Source organism: Streptomyces sp. NPDC047515 (genome assembly GCF_040643055.1).
GTDB lineage: Bacteria > Actinomycetota > Actinomycetes > Streptomycetales > Streptomycetaceae > Streptomyces.
In genome coordinates this window covers 20,276-40,653 of the sequence record NZ_JBEYTM010000004.1, presented here as the reverse complement: position 1 = coordinate 40,653, position 20,378 = coordinate 20,276, and the positions used below count along the sequence as shown (strand labels likewise).

At 70.4% G+C, this 20,378-nt stretch carries 18 protein-coding genes, 1 tRNA gene and 2 pseudogenes; 12 read left to right on the top strand and 9 right to left on the bottom strand.

Going from position 1 to position 20,378, the window contains the following annotated elements; translation table 11 throughout:
- Positions 1-71: 71 nt before the first annotated feature.
- Together ABZ826_RS04370 and ABZ826_RS04365 are read left to right on the top strand one after the other, a co-directional pair.
- The gene (locus ABZ826_RS04370; protein WP_361441941.1) at positions 72-803 is read left to right on the top strand and encodes a hypothetical protein; all 732 of its coding nucleotides are present in this window, start codon (positions 72-74) and stop codon (positions 801-803) included.
- A gap of 31 nt (positions 804-834) precedes the next feature.
- Positions 835-920: transfer RNA gene (locus tag ABZ826_RS04365), tRNA-OTHER, on the top strand.
- Positions 921-1,261: 341 nt separating this feature from the next.
- Here ABZ826_RS04365 and ABZ826_RS04360 read toward each other — a convergent pair.
- Together ABZ826_RS04360 and ABZ826_RS04355 are read right to left on the bottom strand one after the other, a co-directional pair.
- On the bottom strand, positions 1,262-1,879 hold the full coding sequence (locus ABZ826_RS04360; protein WP_361442467.1) for a peptidase: 618 nt from the start codon (positions 1,877-1,879) through the stop codon (positions 1,262-1,264).
- Positions 1,880-1,892: 13 nt separating this feature from the next.
- Positions 1,893-3,104, bottom strand: a complete 1,212-nt coding sequence (locus ABZ826_RS04355) for a pyridoxal phosphate-dependent aminotransferase (protein ID WP_361441938.1) — start codon at positions 3,102-3,104, stop codon at positions 1,893-1,895.
- Positions 3,105-3,190: 86 nt separating this feature from the next.
- Between ABZ826_RS04355 and ABZ826_RS04350 the strand changes: the two genes are divergently transcribed.
- The 4 genes and pseudogenes from ABZ826_RS04350 to ABZ826_RS04335 form a co-directional block, all read left to right on the top strand.
- A complete protein-coding gene (locus tag ABZ826_RS04350; RefSeq protein WP_361441935.1) occupies positions 3,191-3,859 on the top strand; it encodes a helix-turn-helix domain-containing protein in 669 nt (222 codons plus the stop codon).
- A gap of 102 nt (positions 3,860-3,961) precedes the next feature.
- Positions 3,962-4,471, top strand: a complete 510-nt coding sequence (locus tag ABZ826_RS04345; RefSeq protein ID WP_361441932.1) for a cupin domain-containing protein — start codon at positions 3,962-3,964, stop codon at positions 4,469-4,471.
- A 27-nt stretch (positions 4,472-4,498) separates the two neighbouring features.
- On the top strand, positions 4,499-5,236 hold the full coding sequence (locus ABZ826_RS04340) for a hypothetical protein (protein ID WP_361441929.1): 738 nt from the start codon (positions 4,499-4,501) through the stop codon (positions 5,234-5,236).
- 7 nt (positions 5,237-5,243) lie between these two features.
- Positions 5,244-5,873: pseudogene (locus ABZ826_RS04335) on the top strand (uridine kinase); the annotation flags it as partial.
- Positions 5,874-5,927: 54 nt separating this feature from the next.
- Here ABZ826_RS04335 and ABZ826_RS04330 read toward each other — a convergent pair.
- On the bottom strand, positions 5,928-6,824 hold the full coding sequence (locus tag ABZ826_RS04330; protein WP_361441926.1) for a PfkB family carbohydrate kinase: 897 nt from the start codon (positions 6,822-6,824) through the stop codon (positions 5,928-5,930).
- The gene (locus ABZ826_RS04325) at positions 6,821-7,861 is read right to left on the bottom strand and encodes a pseudouridine-5'-phosphate glycosidase (protein ID WP_361441923.1); all 1,041 of its coding nucleotides are present in this window, start codon (positions 7,859-7,861) and stop codon (positions 6,821-6,823) included. Before ABZ826_RS04325 ends, ABZ826_RS04330 begins: the two co-directional genes overlap by 4 nt.
- A gap of 132 nt (positions 7,862-7,993) precedes the next feature.
- Between ABZ826_RS04325 and ABZ826_RS04320 the strand changes: the two genes are divergently transcribed.
- A complete protein-coding gene (locus ABZ826_RS04320; RefSeq protein WP_361441920.1) occupies positions 7,994-8,356 on the top strand; it encodes a cupin domain-containing protein in 363 nt (120 codons plus the stop codon).
- Positions 8,357-8,360: 4 nt separating this feature from the next.
- Here ABZ826_RS04320 and ABZ826_RS04315 read toward each other — a convergent pair.
- From ABZ826_RS04315 to ABZ826_RS04305, 3 genes and pseudogenes are all read right to left on the bottom strand, one after another.
- Positions 8,361-9,660 (bottom strand): annotated as a pseudogene (locus tag ABZ826_RS04315) (MFS transporter).
- A 222-nt stretch (positions 9,661-9,882) separates the two neighbouring features.
- Positions 9,883-10,425, bottom strand: a complete 543-nt coding sequence (locus ABZ826_RS04310) for a methylated-DNA--[protein]-cysteine S-methyltransferase (protein WP_361441917.1) — start codon at positions 10,423-10,425, stop codon at positions 9,883-9,885.
- Between the two features lie 110 nt (positions 10,426-10,535).
- Complete coding sequence (locus ABZ826_RS04305) at positions 10,536-11,474, bottom strand: glycerophosphodiester phosphodiesterase family protein (protein WP_361441914.1); 939 nt, start codon at positions 11,472-11,474, stop codon at positions 10,536-10,538.
- Positions 11,475-11,688: 214 nt separating this feature from the next.
- Between ABZ826_RS04305 and ABZ826_RS04300 the strand changes: the two genes are divergently transcribed.
- The 5 genes from ABZ826_RS04300 (at position 11,689) to ABZ826_RS04280 (ending at position 18,792) form a co-directional block, all read left to right on the top strand.
- Positions 11,689-12,576, top strand: coding sequence for an MHYT domain-containing protein (locus ABZ826_RS04300; RefSeq protein WP_361441911.1), 888 nt, complete (start codon positions 11,689-11,691; stop codon positions 12,574-12,576).
- Positions 12,577-12,638: 62 nt separating this feature from the next.
- Complete coding sequence (gene uvrB, locus ABZ826_RS04295) at positions 12,639-14,753, top strand: excinuclease ABC subunit UvrB (RefSeq protein WP_361441908.1); 2,115 nt, start codon at positions 12,639-12,641, stop codon at positions 14,751-14,753.
- A gap of 131 nt (positions 14,754-14,884) precedes the next feature.
- Positions 14,885-15,463 carry a TerD family protein gene (locus ABZ826_RS04290; RefSeq protein ID WP_361441905.1) on the top strand — a complete coding sequence of 193 codons (579 nt, stop codon included), beginning with the start codon at positions 14,885-14,887 and terminating at the stop codon, positions 15,461-15,463.
- Between the two features lie 123 nt (positions 15,464-15,586).
- Positions 15,587-17,530 carry a TerD family protein gene (locus tag ABZ826_RS04285; RefSeq protein ID WP_361441902.1) on the top strand — a complete coding sequence of 648 codons (1,944 nt, stop codon included), beginning with the start codon at positions 15,587-15,589 and terminating at the stop codon, positions 17,528-17,530.
- Positions 17,531-17,787: 257 nt separating this feature from the next.
- On the top strand, positions 17,788-18,792 hold the full coding sequence (locus tag ABZ826_RS04280; RefSeq protein ID WP_361441899.1) for a TerC family protein: 1,005 nt from the start codon (positions 17,788-17,790) through the stop codon (positions 18,790-18,792).
- A 181-nt stretch (positions 18,793-18,973) separates the two neighbouring features.
- On the opposite strand, the gene ABZ826_RS04275 is transcribed toward ABZ826_RS04280, so the two are convergent.
- Positions 18,974-19,630, bottom strand: coding sequence for an MBL fold metallo-hydrolase (locus tag ABZ826_RS04275; protein WP_361441896.1), 657 nt, complete (start codon positions 19,628-19,630; stop codon positions 18,974-18,976).
- Between the two features lie 10 nt (positions 19,631-19,640).
- Positions 19,641-20,330 (bottom strand): maleylpyruvate isomerase family mycothiol-dependent enzyme, encoded by a 690-nt coding sequence (locus ABZ826_RS04270; protein ID WP_361441893.1) that lies wholly within the window; start codon positions 20,328-20,330, stop codon positions 19,641-19,643.
- Positions 20,331-20,378: the final 48 nt, after the last annotated feature.

The window sequence follows — 20,378 nt, the reverse complement described above, 5'->3', positions numbered from 1 at the left end:
GGTCCGTTCGAGGGGCCGATGCCGCAAAAACCGGTAGTTCTTTCGGACTTGATGTTGATAGCTTCCTCGACGTGGCGAAACTCAATCAGATCATCGCAGTGGAGAAGGGCGTCAAGTCCAAAGCTCACCAGGACCTGACGGCGGCGCATCACGGCCTCCAGAAGACCGGTCTGCTGGCCGGGATCTCCCGGACCTATCAGCCCAAGGACGAGGAGGGCGAGCAGCTGCCGCCCGAGTCGACCCTGGTGCAGATCAAGGCCGAGGACGTGCTGCGGGAGACCGCGACGACCCTGACCCGGCTCTTCGATGTGACCGCCACGAAGGACTGGGCGAACTGCTCGGCCCGCGCGGACGTGAAGGTCGACGGACGGGTGCTCGTGAGCGAGGTACCGGTGTCGTACCTGCTCTTCCTGGAGAAGCAGCTGACGGACCTCAACACCTTTGTCCGCAAGCTTCCGGTGCTCGACGCCTCCGAGGCCTGGACACAGGACCCGTCGACGGACTCCTGGAAGACCGAGCCGGTGAAGACCCTTCGCACGAAGAAGGTGCCCCGCAACCATGTGAAGGCGGAGGCCACCGACAAGCACCCGGCGCAGGTCGAGGTGTACTACGAGGACATTCCGATCGGGTACTGGACGACGGTGAAGTTCTCCGGCGCCCTTCCCGCGCGACGGGTCAATGAACTCCTGGACCGGGTGGAGAAGCTCCAGCAGGCCGTGAAGTTCGCCCGCGAGGAGGCCAACGGCATGGACGTCAGCGACCAGCGGGTGGGTGATGCGGTATTCGGTTACCTCTTCGGGTGACCGACCATGGATTCCCCGGCCGTTCATTACGGCCGGGGTGCGCGAGGAGCGCAAGCTGAAACTGAGGCTTGTCGTGACGACGCGGTTCCAGTGGAGGTTCGAGTCCTCCCCCCGGCATTCGGTGCGCTTTCCGCACACGGACGGGCCGGGGTAGCCCAAATGGTAGAGGCAGCCCGCGATCAATCTCAGACTCTTGCTCCAGGCTCAGCATTCGCCACCGATCGCCGAATCAATCGGGCCCGTGCCCATGGGCGTCGAGATGCCGGTTCGACTCCGGCCCGCGGAGCTTCGATCTGCGGTCGTCTAAAGGCAGGACGCGACGACATAAACCTGACACGGGTCCTTAAAAGTGTCGGCGTGCCGCATGGGTGGCATCTACAGGGCTCGGGGGCCGGCTACGCCCCCGGGCCCGCTCCCGTTTCCGCAGGCGTCCCGCTTCCGTTTTCATCGGCCCCCGCTCACGCCCCCGCGGGCAGCGACACCCCGCGCCCCGCGAAGAAGCGCTCGAAGTCGGGCAGTGCGAGCTCCGCGGCCCGCGTCCCGGCCGTCGTACCGGACGGGTTGTGGAAATGGACGCCGGCGCCGTCGGCCGTACGGGACGTCAGCAGCACCAGATGCCCGCCCCGCCCCGGAGCGGGCCGCAGCGGATGCCGGATGCCGTAGTGCACCGAGGTCATGACCGTCCGGCCGCCGTCCAGCAGACCGAGGATCTCCTGCGTCGAGAGATGGCGGTGGACCGTGGCGTCGAGGCCGTGCGCCTCCCTTGCGTACCGCGCGAAGGGGGCGTAGATCAGGCCCCGGATCACCCCTTCCGCGTCCTCGGTGTACGCGCCGAACTTGAGCGCCCCGTCCCGCAGTGCGAACAGGGACGGGGCTCCGGCACCGAGCGCCATGCGCAGGCAGGTCATACCGCACAGATGACCTGACCAGCGCGCGTATTCGGCCGGTGTCGCCGCGCCCGACTCCGCCCAGGCCGGGTCGGTGGCCGGATCGAGTCCGCCCTCCACGATCGGGCCGACGAGTTCGGGCGAGGCGAACTGGGTGTGGACGGGAACGCGGCAGGCGGGGCAGGTCACCAGGGGCATCCGATCACTGGCGGTATCCGGTCAGGAAGCGACCGATGCGGCTGATCGCCGCGTCGAGATCGTCAGCGTACGGGAGCGTCAGGATCCGGAAGTGGTCGGGACGCGGCCAGTTGAAGCCCGTGCCCTGTACGACCTGGATCTTCTCCCGCAGCAGCAGATCCAGGACGAACTTCTCGTCGTCGACGATCCGGTGCACCTTCGGGTCGATGCGCGGGAACGCGTACAGCGCGCCCTTCGGTTTCACGCACGACACGCCGGGGATCTCGTTCAGCTTCTCCCAGGCCCGGTTGCGCTGCTCGTAGAGCCTGCCGCCGGGAGCCACCAGTTCCCCGATCGACTGCCGGCCGCCGAGTGCCGCCTGAATGGCGTACTGCGCGGGCGCGTTGGGGCACAGGCGCATGGAGGCGAGCGTGGTCAGACCCTCCAGATAGCCGCGGGCGTGCTGCTGCGGGCCGGAGATCACCAACCAGCCGGAGCGGAACCCCGCCACCCGGTACGTCTTCGACAGACCGCTGAAAGTGAGGCAGACCAGGTCGGGGGCGAGGGCCGCCACGCTGTGGTGCTCGGCGTCGTCGTAGAGGATCTGGTCATAGATCTCGTCGGCGAACACCATCAGGCCGTGCCTGCGCGCCAGATCGAGGATTCCTTCGAGGATCTCGCGCGGATAGACCGCGCCGGTCGGGTTGTTCGGGTTGATGATCACGACGGCCTTGGTGCGGTCGGTGATCTTCGAGGCCATGTCGGCGAGATCGGGGTTCCAGTCCGAGGCCTCGTCACAGGTGTAGTGCACGGCCTTGCCGCCCGCGAGGGTGATCACCGCGGTCCACAACGGATAGTCGGGGGACGGGACGAGCACCTCGTCGCCGTCCTCCAGCAGTGCCTGGACGGCCATGGAGATCAGCTCGGAGACACCGTTGCCGAGGAAGATGTCGTCGACTCCGACGTCCGCCAGCCCCATCGCCTGGTAGCGCTGCGCCACTGCCCGGCGGGCGGACAGGATGCCGCGCGAATCGGTGTAGCCGTGGGCCTGCGGAAGCATCCGGATCATGTCCTGGACGACCTCCTCCGGCGCCTCGAAGCCGAAGAGTGCCGGGTTGCCCGTGTTGAGGCGAAGGACGCTGTGGCCCGCCTCCTCCAAGGCGTTGGCGTGCTCGATGACCGGGCCCCGGATCTCGTAACAGACCTCGTCGAGCTTGCTGGACTGCCGGAATTCCATGCGGTGGCCTCCCCGACCTGATTGCGATACTTGGTTTTACCAAGCTCGGGCTTGGAAAGTCCAACAACATGTCTAGACTGCGTCGCATGCCACGTCAGCCACAGTCCGCAAACCGCCCGGCCCGCCGCCGGAGTTACGACCAGTTCTGCGCCACCGCACGCTCCCTCGACTCCGTGGGCGACCGGTGGACCCTGCTGATCGTCCGTGAACTGCTGGCCGGCCCCCGCCGCTACACCGACCTCCACGCCGACCTGCCGGGTGTCAGCACGGACGTCCTCGCCTCCCGGCTCAAGGACATGGAGCAGAGCGGACTGGCCACCCGTCGACGGCTGCCGCCGCCCGCCGCGGCATCGGTGTACGAGCTGACCGAGCGCGGCCACGGGCTGCTGCCCGTGCTCGCCGCACTCACCGAGTGGGGCGCGCCCGCGCTCACCGACCGGCGGCCCACGGACGCGGTGCGGGCGCACTGGTTCGCGCTTTTGCTGCTGCGCGCGCTGGACGGGCTGACCAACCCCGGAGTCGTCGAAGTCCAGCTGGACGAGGGCGAGTTCCATGTGCGCGCGGGTGGCGCCGAGACCGGTTCCGCGGTGTACGGAGACGGTCCGGCCGCCCACGCCGATGCCCGTATCGCGCTCGATGTCGACGTCTGCCTGGCGCTCGGGCGGGGTGAGCTGACGCTCGCCGGGGCCGTCGAGGACGGACGTGTCGAGGTGTCGGGCGACGGACCGCTCGCCACCGAACTGCGTGGCGGGTGACCGTCGGATCGGGGAGGGTTCCGCGGGTCAACTGCCGGGTAGTGTTGGGGCATTTGGAATGTCCTGGAGGCTTCCGGGGACGTTGAGGCAGAGGAGTCGCGCATGAGGGTCGGCGGACAGCAGGGGAGCCGAGGCCTGCGGGTGAGGCGGGGACGGCTCGCCAAGGCCCTGGTCGTGGGCGGCTGTGTGGCCGCGCTCGGCTTCGTGCCGTCGGCGGCCGTCGCCACGCCCGGCACCGGCGTGAGCGGCACCGTGCTCGCGCAGGGCACATCGACGGGGAAGCTGAAGGTGAAGACCCCGAACGGCCGTACGGATGTGACCTTTCGGACCATCACCGTCGAGCCGGGCGGCTCCACCGGCTGGCACACCCACGCCGGACAGCTGATCGCCGTCGTCAAGTCCGGGACGCTGACGCGCACTCTGGACGACTGCTCGGTCGAGGTGACGCCAGCGGGCTCGTCCTTCATCGAGCCGTCCGGCACCGGCCACCGCCACATCGGACGTAATCTGGGGACCGAGCCCGTCGTGCTCTGGGTGACCTATCTACTGCCCGAGGGCAGCGCGCTCTCCGACGACGCCGACGCCGTGGACTGCGGCGCGAAGAAGCGGTGAGTTCGGGGACGACGGGAGCGCACGGCCGTGGGCGCGGCGAGCCCAAAGGGCGGCGCGAAGAGCGCGGATGATCTGGACCCGGCGCGGCGCGACGCGTTCGCGCAGGCGCTGCTGCACGCGCTCGCCGCCCACTGCCCCGGTTCGCGGGCGGAGCTGAAGGGCTCGCTCACCCGTGGAACGGCGGATGCGTACAGCGACATCGACCTTGTCTGGACGGTGCCGGACGACCGCTTCGACTCCTGTGTCGCCGCAGCCGGGGACGTACTCGAAGAGGTCCGGCCCCTCGACTCCCTGCGCACGGACCCCGAGCTGCGGAACTCCCGTGAGCGGCGGCTGCTCTTCGCCGCCTTCCACGGGCTTCCGCTCTTCTGGCGCGTGGACCTGGAGATCGGGGCGGCATCGGTCGCCCCACCCGCCGGCCACGACCGGGACGTCCTCGCGGCCCACGACGACGACTGGTCGCGGCCCGCGAGCGCGCTGGCCAACGCGGTCGCGGCGACGAAGGCCGTGCTGCGCGGGCAGCCGCGGACCGCCCGGGGCCTGCTGGAGCGCGGCTTCCGACGCGTCGACGCGCCGGAAGCCGTCACCGGACAGTGGGGCGCCGACATCGGCCGCCTGGCAGAAACGGCCGCCGACCGCGAACCGGGGCTGCGCCCCCTCGCCGATCGTGTGATGCGTCTGGCCGCGGATCACCTGGCGGGGACCGGCGAGGAAGAACGCGGTCAGGGGGACGGCCGGGGCCGGCGCACGGGGCAGGGGCGATGATGGTCGCGTGCGATGTGAAGCGATCACCTGGGAGCGGCTGGCCGAAGCGTTCGCCGCGCACGCCGACGGTCTGGGACCGGCCGACGCGAGCCCCTGGCTGAAGGTCGCCGTGGACGGCGCTCCGGCGGCCCGTACCGGAGAACTGGCCGGACGGGTCGCGCAGGCGCTGCGGGTCCGGGGACGCGCGGTGCTCGTCGTGTCCACCGAGGCGTTCCTGCGGCCCGCGAGCCTTCGGTACGAGTACGGCAAGCAGGACCCCGACTCGTACTACGACAGCTGGTTCGACACCGGCGCGCTGTGGCGCGAGGTGTTCGGGCCGCTGGAGGCGGGCGGGGGCGGGCGGGTGCTGCCCGATCTCTGGGATCCGGTGACGGACCGGGCCACGCGCAGTCCGTATCGAGTCCTGCCCGAGGGCGGTGTGCTGGTGGTGCACGGTCCGTTGCTGCTGGGGCACTGGTTCCCGTTCGACCTGAGCGTCCATCTGCGGTTGTCGCCGGGCGCGCTGCGGCGGCGCACCGAGGAGGGCGAGCGGTGGACCCTGCCCGCTTTCGCACGGTACGAGGACGAGGTGGCGCCCGGCGGCCGCGCGGCCGCGGTCGTACGGGCCGACGATCCGCTGCACCCCGCCTGGACCGGGTGGCGGCGGGAGGAGTGGAGTAGGGGGACCGGGAGCCGTGGTGCGCCGGGTACGTCACGGACCGGGGCGGCCCCCCACGGTGGCGACCGCCTCCGCCCCCGACCGGCAGCCCGCCGCCACGGCCGAGGCGTCGTCCGCCCCGGACAGCCGGGCCGCGAGGAATCCGCCGGTGAAGGCGTCGCCCGCCCCCGTCGAGTCGACGGCGCTCCGCATCCGAACGGCCGGGATGCGCCGGGTCACCGCGCCCGCGGCGGCCAGCAGGGCGCCGCGGGCGCCGAGCGTGACGACCACCCGGGGCACCTGGAGGCTCAGCTCGGCAGCGGCGTCCGCCGGTTCGGGCAGTCCGGTCAGCAGCCGGGCCTCGTCCGCGTTGGGCAGCAGCAGATCCACGCCCTCCACCGCGGTCAGGAACCGGTCGACGCCCAGCTCGGCGAGGAAGCCGGCCGAAGCCGGGTCGACGCTCACGGTGATCCGCCGCCGCCGGGCCTCCCGCAGGGCGAGCCGGGCCGTCGCCCGACTCGTCGCGGCGAAGAGCAGGTACCCGGAGAGATGGAGATGGGCGACGCCGTCGAGCATCGACGGCGACCAGTCGTCGGGGGAGAGCCGGAGCACGGCACCGCTGTCGGTGAGGAAGGTGCGCTCGGCGGCGGAGTCGACGAGGGCGACGACGGTGGCGGTCGGCACGTCGTCGTCCACGGCCAGCAGGCAGCGGACCCCCGCCCTTCGCAGTGCGTCCCGGTGCCAGGTTGCGCTGTCGGCGCCGACCCGGGCCAGCAGCCGTACGTCGCGGCAGCCCGAACGCGCCGCCCAGCAGGCGACGTTGGCGCCCGCCCCGCCGGGGAGGGTGCGGATCCGGGCCGCGGTGTCCGTGCCGTGGACCAGCGCCGTTCCGTGGCGGGCCACCACATCGGTGACCACGTCGCCGACGACGAGGAGGCCGCCGTCGGTCATCGGCCGGCCGCCGGGCGGCGGGGCGATGCGGAATCCTGCGCGTTCCGGTGCGCCGCGGTGTCCCGCGCGTCCGGTTGCGCCGTGGCGTCCTGGGCGACGGCGGCCCATGCCCCGGAGATCCGCGCCGCGAGCGATACGTTTCCGCGCACGGCCGCCAGATTGGCCTCCAGCGAGGCGCCCCCGGTGCCCCGCATCAACCGGTCCAGCAGGAACGGCGTGACGGCCTGGCCCACGACGCCGCGCTCCCGGCACGCGGCTAGCGCCTCGGTCAGCACACGGTCATGGAGTGCGGGATCCAACTGGTCCTGTACGGAAACGGGGTTGGCGACGATCAGCGCCGAGCCGGGGCCTTTGAGCGCGTCCTGGGCGCGCATCACCTCCGCGACCTCCTCGGGCGTCCGCACCGTCCAGTCGACCGGTTCGCCCGAACTGTTCAGATAGAAGCCGGGGAAGCGGTCGGTGCCGTAGCCGAGCACTCCGACTCCGAGCGTTTCCAGGCGCTGCAACGTGGCGGGCACATCCAGGATCGACTTCACTCCCGCACACACCACGGTGATGCCGGTCCGTGCCAGGAGCCGGAGGTCCGCGGACTCGTCCTGGGTCCGCGTCCATTCCCGGTGCACACCGCCGAGACCGCCGGTCGCGAAGACGCGCAGGCCCGCGTGCGCGGCCAGGAACGCCGTCGCGGACACGGTCGTCGCCCCGCTCGCGCCCGTTGCCAGGGCCGGTGCGAGGTCCCGGTGGCCCAGCTTCCGCATCGCCGGATCGGCGGCGACCCGCTCCAACTGGTCCTTGCCCAGACCGATGTGGGCCCGGCCGTCGAGTACGGCGATCGTGGCCGGAACCGCACCCGCGGACCGTACGAGCTCTTCGAGCTCTGCGGCGACCTGCAGATTGCGGGGGCGCGGCAGGCCGTGGGCGATGATCGTCGACTCCAGGGCCACGACGGGGTGGTGCGTGGCGAGGGCCGCCCGGACCTCGGTGGAGAGGACGGGGGCGTAGGTGGAGTGCGCGCCGTGCGACACATTGAATGACATGTCCACATCCCTGTCGCGAGCGTGCCGACCTCAAACGTGCGGCCGGGGCACCGGCCGGAAAGCCCGCCTTCCGGCCGGTTTTCCCGGTCCTGGTGCCGAGCGGTCTCGAAGCGCTCGCTAGGGTGACCGGCCATGACCACATTTGATCAAGCTCCTGCCTCGTTTGCCGTCCACATTCCCGACGCCGAACTCGAACCGGAACCGCTCGACCCCGCACAGATCGTCTCGGGCGAGCCCGTGGTGACCGGCAAGGTGCTCTGGGAGTCGCCCGACGGCAAGCAGATCCGCGGGATCTGGCAGATCACGCCCGGCGTGGTCACCGACACGGAGGCCAACGAACTGTTCGTCGTCGTGAGCGGGCGTGCGACCGTGGCGGTCGAGGGCGGAGCGACGCTGGAGATCGGGCCGGGGGACGCCTGCGTGCTGCGCGAGGGCGACCGCACGACGTGGACCGTGCACGAGACGCTGCGCAAGGCGTATCACATCAGCCTCTGAGGCCTCAGGGTTCGGTGGGCGCAGTGGCTGCGGTGGCCGCGTCGGGTGTGACGGGAGCGGTCGGCGCAGCCGGTGCGGCCGATCGCGTGAGCGCCCGGCGCAGCGCCAGTGCGGCCATCGGAAGAAGCAGACATGCTCCGACCGCGTTCAGCCAGCCGTAGCTCGCTCGGGCGACGATCAATCCGGCGATCGCGCCGCCGACGCCCGCCGCCGTGTTCATGGTCAGGTCCGACAGCCCCTGCACGGCGGCACGGGCGGGCTGCGGCACGGAGTCGGTGAGCAGCGCCGAGCCGGCGACCAGCCCGGCCGATCAGCCGAGCCCGAGCAGGAACAGGCCTGCCGCGGTTCGACCGTGGCTCGGGCCTGCGGTGCCGGCCAGAAGCGCCGCACAGGAGAGCAGTCCGACCGCCAGACCGATCACCGTGAGCCGGCCGAAACGGTCGGACAGCCAGCCCATCACCGGGGAGAACGCGTACAAACCCGCGATGTGGCCGCTGATGACCAGCCCGATGAGCTGGAGACCGGCGCCATGATGGCCCAGATCGACCGGGGTCATCACCATGATCGAGGCCATCGCGGTGTGCGAGACGGTCACCGTGACCAGGGCCAGCCGCGCCGTCGCGGAGGCCCGAACCGCCGCGATGCCGGCCCGCAGAGAACGGCCCGAGGGGGACTTGCTGTCCTGCGGCGCCAGAGCCCGTGCGGTGAGCAGTGGGTCCGGCCTCAGCAGTACCCCGACCACCACGGCGGCCAGCAGGAAGATCCCGGCCGCGAAGAAGAAGGGACCGGCCTAAACCGGCCTTCTCGGATATCGCGGTGCCGCGGAAGACACGTCCGACCGGCGCCGCGATGTTCGGCCCCAGAACCGAACCGATCGTCGTGGCCCAGATGACGGTGGAGATCGCCCGGCCGCGCCGGTCGGGCTCGACCAGATCCGCGGCGGCGAACCGGGCCTGCAGATTGGCCGAGGACCCGGCGCCGAACCCGGCCATGCCGAGCAGCAGCAGCGGGAAGCTCTCCACGAGGGTGGCCAGGACCACGAGCCCCGCGCCGAGCGCACCGATCAGATACGCCAGGACGAGACCGGGGCGCCGGCCGCGCGAGGTCATCAGTGCCGCGAGCGGCAGCGAAAGCAGTGCGGTACCCGTCACCGACGCGGTCGGGGCCAGGCCGGACAGTGCCTCGGAGCCGCTCACCTCCGTGGCCAGGACCGGGGCCAGGGTGATCCCGATGGGTACGCCGAGGCCGCCGAGTATCTGGCTGGCTATGAGTACCGCGGACGTCCTGCGCCGCAGTCGGGGCAGCTCGGCCGCCGGACCCGGCCGGGTCCGGCGGGGGTGTCAGGTGCGTCGGGGGTGTTGGTCACTGACGCAGTGTGCCAGCCCGCACAAGGGCACGAAACCGGGGCCGGGCCGGTCAGCCCGGCACGGGGGACAGCAGCGACGGTTCGCCGGAACCCGGACCGGACAGCGGCAGGTCGCCGGGATCCGGATCGGAAGAGCCGCCGGGTCACAAGAGCCGCCGGGTCAGAAGAGCGGCTGGGGAAGCACGCCCTCCAGCGCCAGCAGCTTCCGCTTGGTCTCGCGACCACCGCCGAACCCGCCGAGTCCGCCGCCGCTCTCCACCACGCGATGGCACGGCACCACCACGGGCAGAGGATTGGACCCCATGGCTGCCCCGACCGCCTGTGCCGCCCCCGGCTGCCCCACGCGCTCGGCGAGATCGCCGTATCCGACGACCGTCCCGTACGGCACCCCCGTCGCCAGCTCGCGGAGCACCTGGCGGTTGAAGCCGGACGTCAGCGACCAGTCCAGATCGAGCGCGAACTCCCGCGACGTGCCCGCGAAGTACGCCGCGAGCTGGCGTATCGGCTCGGCGAGCCGCGCGGAGCCGGGACTCTCCACCGGCTCCGCACCGAATCGTGTCCGCAGCTGCTCGACCGCCCTCCTGCGCACCTCGGGACGGGCATGGAACACCACACTCACCAGGCCCGCGTCGGTCGCGGCAAGCAGCAGCGGGCCGATGTCGCTCTCGACGACGGCCCACTCGACAACCCCGTTGCTGTTCATGGGAACCACCGTACGACCGGCCACTGACATTGATACTCGTACGCGGGTTCCGGTGGTCGTCGCTCGGCCACTGACCGACAGCGCGCCGTGGCGACCGGGCGGTCGCGCGGTCAGCCCGTGGCTCCGCGCACCACGTCAGGGGCGTTGGTGATGATCCCGTCGACGCCGAAGCCCGCCACCGTGGTCGCGTTCGCCGCGTCGTTGACCGTCCAGGTGTTGACCCGGAGTTTCCTGCCATGTGCGCCCTTCAGCGCGTGCACCGCCTTCACGTAGTCGGCGGAGATCGACGTGTACGAGGGGTTGATCTGGTCGGTGAACGCCGCGTACGAAGCCAGATCGGCCACCGCGGGAGTGCCGAGGAAGCCTGTGGTGACGTCCGGACGCCGCTGGTGCACTTTCTTCACGCTGTCCGCGCCGAAGCTCTGGATGACGAGCCTGTTCTTCACATGGTCGCGGTCGAACCACCCGTTCTGGCGAAGCACCCGCAGGGTCTCCTTCTCGATGCCCGGGTAGAGCTCCGGGCTCTTGATCTCCAGCAGCAGCTTCTGGTGATTGCGCTCGATCCGGTCCAGGTACTGCTTGAGGGTGGGCACCCGGGTTCCGGCGAACTGCGGACCGAACCAACTGCCCGCGTCCAGCCGGGCGATCTCGGTGGCCGTGAAGTCCTTGACCGCCCACGGCGCACGTTCCGGGAAGACCTCCTCGACATCGGTGGTCCGCTTCAGATCGGTGTCGTGCACGACCACCAGCACACCGTCCTTGGTGAACTGGACGTCGTTCTCCACCCAGTCGAAGCCCAGGGCGTCGGCCTTGTCGACGGCGGCCAGGGTGTTCTCCGGCGCGTAGGCCGAGGCACCCCGGTGGGCGAGGACGACCGGTGCGGCCCGCTTCATGTCCGTGGTCCGGGCGCCGACGGTCCGGATGCCCGTGCCCGTGTGTCCGGCTGTGGCCCGGCCCGTCGTCTGCGTGTCGGTGGTCGACATCAGCAACGCTCCGGCACCCATGAGAGCGGCGGCTGCGACGGCGGCGGTGGCGGTGCGTGCGTACACGTGTACTCCTTGCGTCAGAGTTACGGACGGGCCGAGAGCGGCAGCCACCGCCCGAAAAAGGACAGGCGAAGGATGGCCACCACGTGAACGCCGCTGCTGAGACCGGGTCACGGGCCGATTTCCTTGTCGATAAAATGCGGCTCATCTGTTTGTCTGCCGGGCCTCGCGCCTTAGGGTCACCCCGAACCCGGGCTTCCGCGAAGGGCGTACGAGCATGCAGGGCACGATCGACGGTTTCAGCTATGGAGCGGTGACGCCCGTCGCGGCCTTCCTCATGGCCTGCCTGGGCGCGGCCCTCGGGTTGCGCTGCACGACCCGTTCGGTGCGCACCGGACGCTCCTTCAGGGCCGGCTGGCTGGCCCTCGGCGCGACCTCCATCGGCTCCGGCATATGGACGATGCACTTCATCGCGATGACGGGCTTCTCCGTCGAAGGGATCGCCATCGGCTATGACAAGCCGATCACCTTCGCCAGCCTCGCGGTCGCGATCGGCATGGTCGCCATCGGCATCTTCATCGTCGGGTACCGGGGCGCCACCCGTATGGCACTGGTGACGGGTGGCACGATCACCGGGCTGGGGGTGGCCACCATGCACTACCTGGGCATGGCCGGAATGCGTCTCGAAGGGCAGTTCGAGTACGACACGGTCACCGTGGCCCTCTCCGTCGTCATCGCCGTGGTGGCCGCCACGACCGCGCTCTGGGCAGCCGTCTCCATCCACGGCTTCCTGTCCAGCCTCGGCGCCGCCGTCGTGATGGGCGTCGCGGTGAGCGGCATGCACTACACGGGCATGGCCGCGCTCAGCGTCCATCTGCACCCCGGCGCTCTCGACGGCACCGCTTCGGCCGAGGGGCAGGGCGCCCCCCTCGTCCCCCTGCTGATCGGCCCCGGCTGCTTCCTGTTCCTGGCCGCGGTGGTCGTGATGTTCGACCCCCTGATGGTGATGGGCACCCCGGACGGGGACGACCCCGGGGCCGCGAGCGGGGCCGGACGCCCTATCGGGATCCCGGCCCAACGGCACGTCCCGCGGTTCGGTACACACGCCGATCCGGCGTCGTTCCATTCCCGGCCGCGCGATCCCGCGCCGCCGTCGGAACGGTGACCCCGCCCCGGCACGACGGCTGACCCGGCCCGGTTGTCAGTGGGGGGCCGTACGGTGGTTGCATGCGGCCCGTTTCGAAGATCGAACGTTCGGTGGCGCCTTTCGAGGTCGTCAGTCCCTACCAGCCCAGCGGCGACCAGCCCGCGGCCATCGCCGAGCTGGAGCGACGCATCCGCGCGGACGAGAAGGATGTCGTCCTGCTCGGTGCGACCGGCACCGGCAAGTCGGCGACCACCGCCTGGATGATCGAGAAGCTGCAGCGCCCCACCCTCGTCATGGCGCCGAACAAAACGCTCGCGGCCCAGCTGGCGAACGAGTTCCGCGAGCTGCTGCCCAACAACGCCGTCGAGTACTTCGTCTCGTACTACGACTACTACCAGCCCGAGGCGTACGTCCCGCAGTCGGACACCTATATCGAGAAGGACTCCTCGATCAACGAGGAGGTCGAGCGGCTGCGTCACTCCGCGACGAATTCGCTGCTCACCCGGCGCGATGTCGTCGTGGTCGCCTCCGTCTCCTGCATCTACGGCCTGGGTACGCCCCAGGAGTACGTGGACCGGATGGTCCAGCTCAAGGTCGGCGACGAGATCGACCGCGACCAGCTGCTGCGCCGCTTCGTCGAGATCCAGTACACCCGCAACGACCTCGCGTTCACCCGCGGCACCTTCCGGGTGCGCGGCGACACCATCGAGATCTTCCCGGTCTACGAGGAGCTCGCCGTCCGCATCGAGATGTTCGGCGACGAGATCGAGGCGCTCTCCACCCTCCACCCGCTCACCGGCGAGGTCATCAGCGAGGACCAGTCCCTCCACGTCTTCCCCGCCAGTCACTACGTCGCGGGCCCCGAGCGCATGGAGAAGGCGGTCAACGGCATCGAGCGGGAGCTGGAACAGCGCCTCGCCGAGCTGGAGAAGCAGGGCAAGATGCTGGAGGCCCAGCGGCTGCGGATGCGCACCACGTACGACATCGAGATGCTCCGGCAGATCGGCACCTGCTCCGGTGTCGAGAACTACTCGATGCACTTCGACGGCCGCTCACCCGGCACCGCCCCCAACACCCTCCTCGACTACTTCCCCGAGGACTTCCTCCTCGTCCTCGACGAGTCGCACGTCACCGTGCCGCAGATCGGCGCGATGTACGAGGGCGACGCCTCCCGTAAGCGCACTCTCGTCGACCACGGCTTCCGGCTCCCCTCCGCGCTGGACAACCGCCCGCTGAAATGGGAGGAGTTCCTCGGTCGGATCGACCAGACCGTCTATCTCTCCGCCACGCCGGGAAAGTACGAGCTGTCCAGGGGCGACGGCTTCGTGGAGCAGATCATCCGTCCCACCGGCCTCGTCGACCCGGAGGTCGTGGTCAAGCCCACCGAGGGCCAGATCGACGATCTGGTGCACGAGATCCGCAAGCGCGCGGAGAAGGACGAGCGGGTCCTGGTCACCACTCTCACCAAGAAGATGGCCGAGGATCTCACCGACTACTTCCTGGAGCTCGGCATCCAGGTCCGCTATCTGCACAGCGACGTCGACACCCTGCGCCGTATCGAGCTGCTGCGGGAGCTGCGCTCCGGCGAGTACGACGTACTGGTCGGCATCAACCTCCTGCGTGAGGGCCTGGACCTGCCGGAGGTGTCGCTCGTCGCCATCCTCGACGCGGACAAGCAGGGCTTCCTGCGCTCCGGGACGTCCCTGATCCAGACCATCGGGCGTGCCGCCCGAAACGTGTCGGGGCAGGTCCATATGTACGCGGACAAGATCACCCCGGCGATGGCACAGGCCATCGACGAGACCAACCGCCGTCGCGAGAAGCAGATCGCCTACAACACCGAGCGCGGTCTCGATCCGCAGCCGCTGCGCAAGAAGATCAACGACATCGTCGCGACGATCGCCCGCGAGGAGGTCGACACCGAGCAGCTGCTCGGCACCGGCTACCGCCAGGGGAAGGGGACCAAGGCCCCCGTTCCCACGCTGGGCGCGAAGACGGCCGGAGCCAAGAAGACCGGGGGCGCCGTGGTCACCGACCGGCCCGCCACCGAACTCGCCGGGATCATCGAGGAGATGACCGACCGGATGCGGGCAGCCGCCGCGGACCTGCAGTTCGAGGTGGCGGCCCGACTGCGTGACGAGGTCGGTGAGTTGAAGAAGGAGCTGCGGCAGATGCGCGAGGCGGGCCTCGCCTGATCCCGCCGCGTCCTGTGTGTTGCAGGACCGACACAAAAACGCCCCGAGCGGCCGCGTTTGCGGCGTGACTGCGTAGGGTGCTGGAAAACCGCGCACGGACAGTCGCGGGGCAAGCGGAGAGGGGACAGCGCGTGACGGTCAATATGACCAAGGGTCAGGCCATCAGCCTGCAGAAGAACGACGGGGGGACCCTGACCGCGGTACGGATGGGGCTCGGCTGGCAGGCGGCGCCGCGCCGGGGTCTGTTCGGTTCGCGTACGCGGGAGATCGACCTCGACGCGTCGGCGGTGCTGTTCGCCGACAAGCAGCCGGTCGACGTGGTCTTCTTCCGTCACCTCGTCAGTGACGACGGCTCGGTCAAGCACACCGGCGACAACCTGGTCGGCGGCGCCGGTTCGGGCGGGGACGACGAGGCGATCCTCGTCGATCTGCAGCGGGTGCCGGTCCACATCGACCAGATCGTCTTCACGGTGAACTCCTTCACCGGCCAGACGTTCCAGGAGGTGCAGAACGCCTTCTGCCGCATCGTCGACGAGACCAACGGCGAGGAGCTCGCCCGCTACACGCTGGACGGCGGCGGGCAGTACACCGCCCAGATCATGGCGAAGGTGCACCGCTCGGGGAACGGCTGGCAGATGACCGCCCTCGGCAACCCGGCCAACGGCCGCACCTTCCAGGACCTGATGCCGGCGATCCTGCCGCACCTGTAGGCACGGCCGGACCGACCGGTCCACATCGGTACGCGCAGCTCCCGGCGACATCGGCCGCCGGGAGCTGCATCACATGGCACCGCGCCGCACCACACGGCGGCGACTCATCGAGGGGACAGAGCAATGACGGCCGAGCTGGTCCGGGGGCAGAACCACACCTTGCCCCAGACCCGTCTGGAGATCCGGGTATCGGCCGGCACGCCCGTCGTGGCCGGTGCCACGCTCGGCGACGAGGACGGCACCGTGCACGGCACCGAGTGGATCGCGCACCCGGGGTCGCCCCAGTTGCCCGGACTGGAAGTGTCCAGGCAGGCGGCGGCCGACCACCGGCTCGCCGTGGACCTCGACGCCCTGTCCCCTTCGGTGCACCGGGTCACCGTGCTGCTGGCCCTGCCCACGGGCGTCGGCGGCCCGACCCGGTTCGGCGCGGTCGCCGCGCCGTTCGTCGCCGTCACCGGCCTCGAAGGCGCCGAGATCGCCACCTTCACCCTCACCGGCCTGGACACCGAATCCGCGGTCACCGTACTGGAGCTCTATCGCCGCCAGGGCGCCTGGAAGGTCCGCGCCGTCGGTCAGGGCTACGCGGGCGGCCTCGCCGCCATGCTCGCCGACCAGGGCCTGGCCCAGGCGGCCGAGCTGGCCCGCTCGATCCAGGACGCGGTTGCTCAGGGGATGGCCCGCTCGGTCGCCCCGCCCTCGCCGCGCACCCCGGACGGAGACCGGGTCGGCCACGGCAGGGGCCCCGTACGGCCCTCGGACGGCCGCATGCCCCCCGTCGCACCGCCGACGGCCACGCAGCCCCCCGAGCCGCTCACCGAGCCCACCACCCCGCCGCCCACGGCCGCGACGGGCGGCCCCATCGACTACACGCATCCGCGCCGCCAGACCTCCGCGCCCCCGCCGCCCCCGCCCACCGCGCCGCCCGCCGAGCCGGGCCGCCCCGCCCGACCCGTCGCTGGAGACGCGACCGGCTGGTCCATGGAGGAGCGCCTCTACAACCAGATCTGGGGCATGTTCGAAGACCTGGCCCGCACCACCGCCGCGTACCGCAGCGCCGTCGAATTCGCCGAGTCCCGCATGGACCAGGAGCTCGACCGGACCCTGTCCGATCCGCGCAACCGGATCGGCGGCGCCGGCGACCGGGCCCGCGAGCAGGCCCGTGCCAAGCGCGACGAGCTGACGGCGCGGGCCCGCGAGGTCCTCGACCGGGACCTCGCCCAGCTTGCCGCCGAGTCCGCCGTGGTCGAACCCGCCCTCCCCGCCGCGTTCGCGGGTTGGGACAACCCCGTCTGGCACGCCTACCACGTCCCGATGGAGATCCCCATGGCGCTGCGCATCGGCGACCTCCATCTGCCCGAGAACACCGAGCTGCGCATCCCGTTGCTGGTCCGGCTCCCTCTGGAGCGCGGGCTCTGGGTCGACAGCAGCCGCACGGCGTCCGAGGCCGCGTCCCTCATGGACAGCGCCCGACTGCGCCACCTGGCCATGGAGAACGCGGTCGCGCACGCGGCCCGGCTGCTGGCCGTGTACCCGGCCGACGAGTTCTCCGTCCATGTCATCGACCCCGCGGGTGCGGCGGCAGGAGCCCTCGCGCCCCTGGTCGGATCGGGGGCCCTCGCCGGGCCACCCGCCACCGGAGCCGGGGGAGTGGCCTCGGTCCTCGCCCAGCTCACCCGGCGCGTCGACCTGGTGCAGATGGCGATCCGGGCCGGAGCCGCCGATTCGCTGCCGTCGGACCTGGACCTGGGTCAGCAGCTGCTGATCGTCAACGACTTCCCCCATGGATTCGACGACCGGTCCGTCACCCAGCTGCGCTACCTGGCCGACGAGGGGCCCTCGGTCGGCGTCCATCTTCTGATGGTCGCGGACCGGGCGGACGCCAGTGCGTACGGGCCGGTGCTCGACCCCCTGTGGCGCTCGCTGCTCCGGATCACGCCGGTCGCGGACGACCACCTGGCAGATCCCTGGGTGGGTCACGCCTGGACATACGAGCCGCTGAGGACGCCGTCCGGAAGCCGGGTCCTCGAACAGGTCCTCGCAAGGGTGGCCGCGGCCCGGCGCCTTTGAGTAGCTGCCGCCTGTACCTCATCGCCCCTAACCTGCTCTTTTGAAAGATCTTTACCCTTCCCTTTACCTTTCCTTGGTGTTGCCTGTACTGTTCTTTGGGCGGAGGGGAGTACTCCCATACGCGGCGTGCCCGTCAATACGGACCGTGACCGGTCCCGGGGCGCCGGCCCGTGGTGCGCAGCCCGCGCGCCCGGGTGGAAGAGACCTCCGGCAGCGACGACGCTGATCAGTAGCCGTAGCGAACTGCCGGAGGCGCAGTGGACGTTTCATGGACCCTTTGGGTGCTGACCATTCTCGGTCTGTCAGCCCTTGTCGCCGTCGACTTCTTCATCGGGCGCAAGCCCCATGACGTGACGACCAAGGAAGCCGGGATCTGGACGATCGTCTGGATCGCGCTGGCCGTACTCTTCGGACTCGGCCTGCTGGTCTTCGGCGGGAGCCAGGCTTCGGGCGAGTTCTTCGCCGGCTTCATCACCGAGAAGTCGCTCAGTGTCGACAACCTCTTCGTCTTCGTCCTGATCATGGCGAAGTTCTCGGTCCCCTCCCACCTCCAGCAACGGGTGCTGCTCGTCGGTGTGCTGATCGCGCTGGTGCTGCGAGCGGTCTTCATCGCCGCCGGCGCGGCCGTCATCGCCAACTTCTCGTGGGTCTTCTACATCTTCGGCGCGTTCCTGATCTACACCGCCTGGAAGCTCATCCAGGAGGCGCGGGCCGACGAGGAAGAGGAGGAGTTCGAGGAGAACCGCCTTCTCAAGACGATCGAGCGCCGCTTCGGCGTCGCCGACCGGTACCACGGCACCAAGCTCTTCATCCGTAACAACGGCAAGCGTGTCCTGACGCCGCTGATGGTCGTCATGCTCGCCATCGGTACGACCGATGTGCTGTTCGCGCTGGACTCCATCCCCGCGATCTTCGGCCTGACCCAGGACCCGTACATCGTCTTCACCGCCAACGCCTTCGCCCTGATGGGGCTGCGGCAGCTGTACTTCCTGATCGGCGGTCTGCTGAAGAAGCTGGTCCACCTCAGCTACGGCCTCTCGGTCATCCTCGGCTTCATCGGCGTGAAGCTGGTGCTGCACGCACTGCACGAGTCCGGAGTGCACGTTCCCGAGATCTCCATCCCGGTCTCGCTCGGCGTCATCTGCGGCGTGCTGGTGATCACCACGATCACCAGTCTCGTCGCCAACAAGAAGCGGGAGCGGGCCGAGGCGGCCGCGGAAGCGGACAGATCCGCGGACCAGGGTTCCAGCATCGACGCCTGACCGGGGCGGACGGCCCGGCGGCTGTCCGGCCGGGCAGGAACCGGCACCGGCCGGGACGGGCGACCACGCGTCGCCCGTCCCGGCCGGTGCTCGTACGGGTGGAGAGCCCCTGCTCCGGGGCGGCGGTCCATCGGCGGCGCTCAACTCCCGCGCGGGCCCGGTGGCCGCGGTGCGGCTGCCGTCACCAGCCGCGGGCGCGCCACTGCGGCAGCTGCGGACGCTCGTCGCCGAGCGTGGTGTCGTGACCGTGGCCCGGATAGACCCAGGTCTCGTCGGGCAGCTGGTCGAAGAGCTTGGTCTCCACATCGTGGAGCAGGCTCGCGAAGGCCTCGGGATCCTGGTGCGTGTTGCCGACTCCACCCGGGAAGAGGCAGTCCCCGGTGAACAGGTGCGGAGCGCCGTGCGGGTCGTCGTAGACCAGCGCGATGGAGCCCGGGGTGTGGCCGACGAGGTGACGGGCGGTCAGGCGGACCCGGCCCACCTGGATCGTGTCGTCGTCGTCGACCAGGACATCGGTCGGGACCGGGATGCCCTGCGCGTCGTACCGCCCGGCGTACGTACGCGCGCCGGTGGCGGCCACCACCTCGCCCAGCGCCTGCCAGTGGTCGCCGTGCCGGTGGGTGGTGACGACGGAGGCGATGCCGTCGTCACCGATCAGCCGGAGCAGGGTCCCGGCCTCGTTGGCCGCGTCGATCAGGAGCTGCTCGCCGGTGGCCCGGCAGCGCAGCAGATAGGCGTTGTTTTCCATCGGGCCGACGGCGACCTTCGAGATCATCAGATCCGTCAACTCGTGTACATCCGCACGACCGCCGACCTTGACCGCTCCGCTGTACGTCATGTGTTTCAGCCTATAGCGGGGGCAGTGCGGGGAGGGGGCCGCCTTCGACGGTCAGTGCCGACCCGTCGCGACGCCCGCAGAGCCAGCCGAGCAGCTCGGGGGCCGTACCACGGACCGAGACGGGACCGCCCTCCGCGCCGCCGCCCGTCGTCCACACCCGGCCCTTGTCGTCGGCCACGGCCGTGGACATGACAGCGGGGTGACCGCCGAACCGCTCGGCGAGGAAGTCGATCTCCCGGGCGACGAACTCGTCGGGGAGATCCTCCAGCTCGTAGCCGATGTCCAGGTCGACATGGTGCAGCTCGACCTCGATGCGGCGGCGGAAGGGGACCCGGGAGGCCGAGTCGGTCACACCGTTGCGCAGCGTGACCGTGCGGGACCAGTCGGCCGGGGCCGAAGCGGCGGCCGCGAAGCGGGCCGCGCTCTCGGCCAGGTCGGCCAGCTGTCCGGCCTTCGGCCGGGTCGCGTCGCGCTCGATGTCGCGGTCGCGGGTTTCGCTGTCTGCGTACATGGGCCGGCCCTGGAGAACATTTACGAGCGCGTCGGCGTTACGAGAGAGGTGCGCAACGACATGGCCCCGGCTCCAGCCCAGCAGACGCGAGGGCTGGGCAAGCGAGGCGTCGTCCGATTTCCCTGTGGCGCTGAGCAGTCGATCAGTCGCTTCACGTAGGGCTTCCAGGTCGTGCGCGTGATCAATCATGAGGCTGAGCCTAGCCTCGCCACTCATTCGGGTGAAGGAGTCCACGGG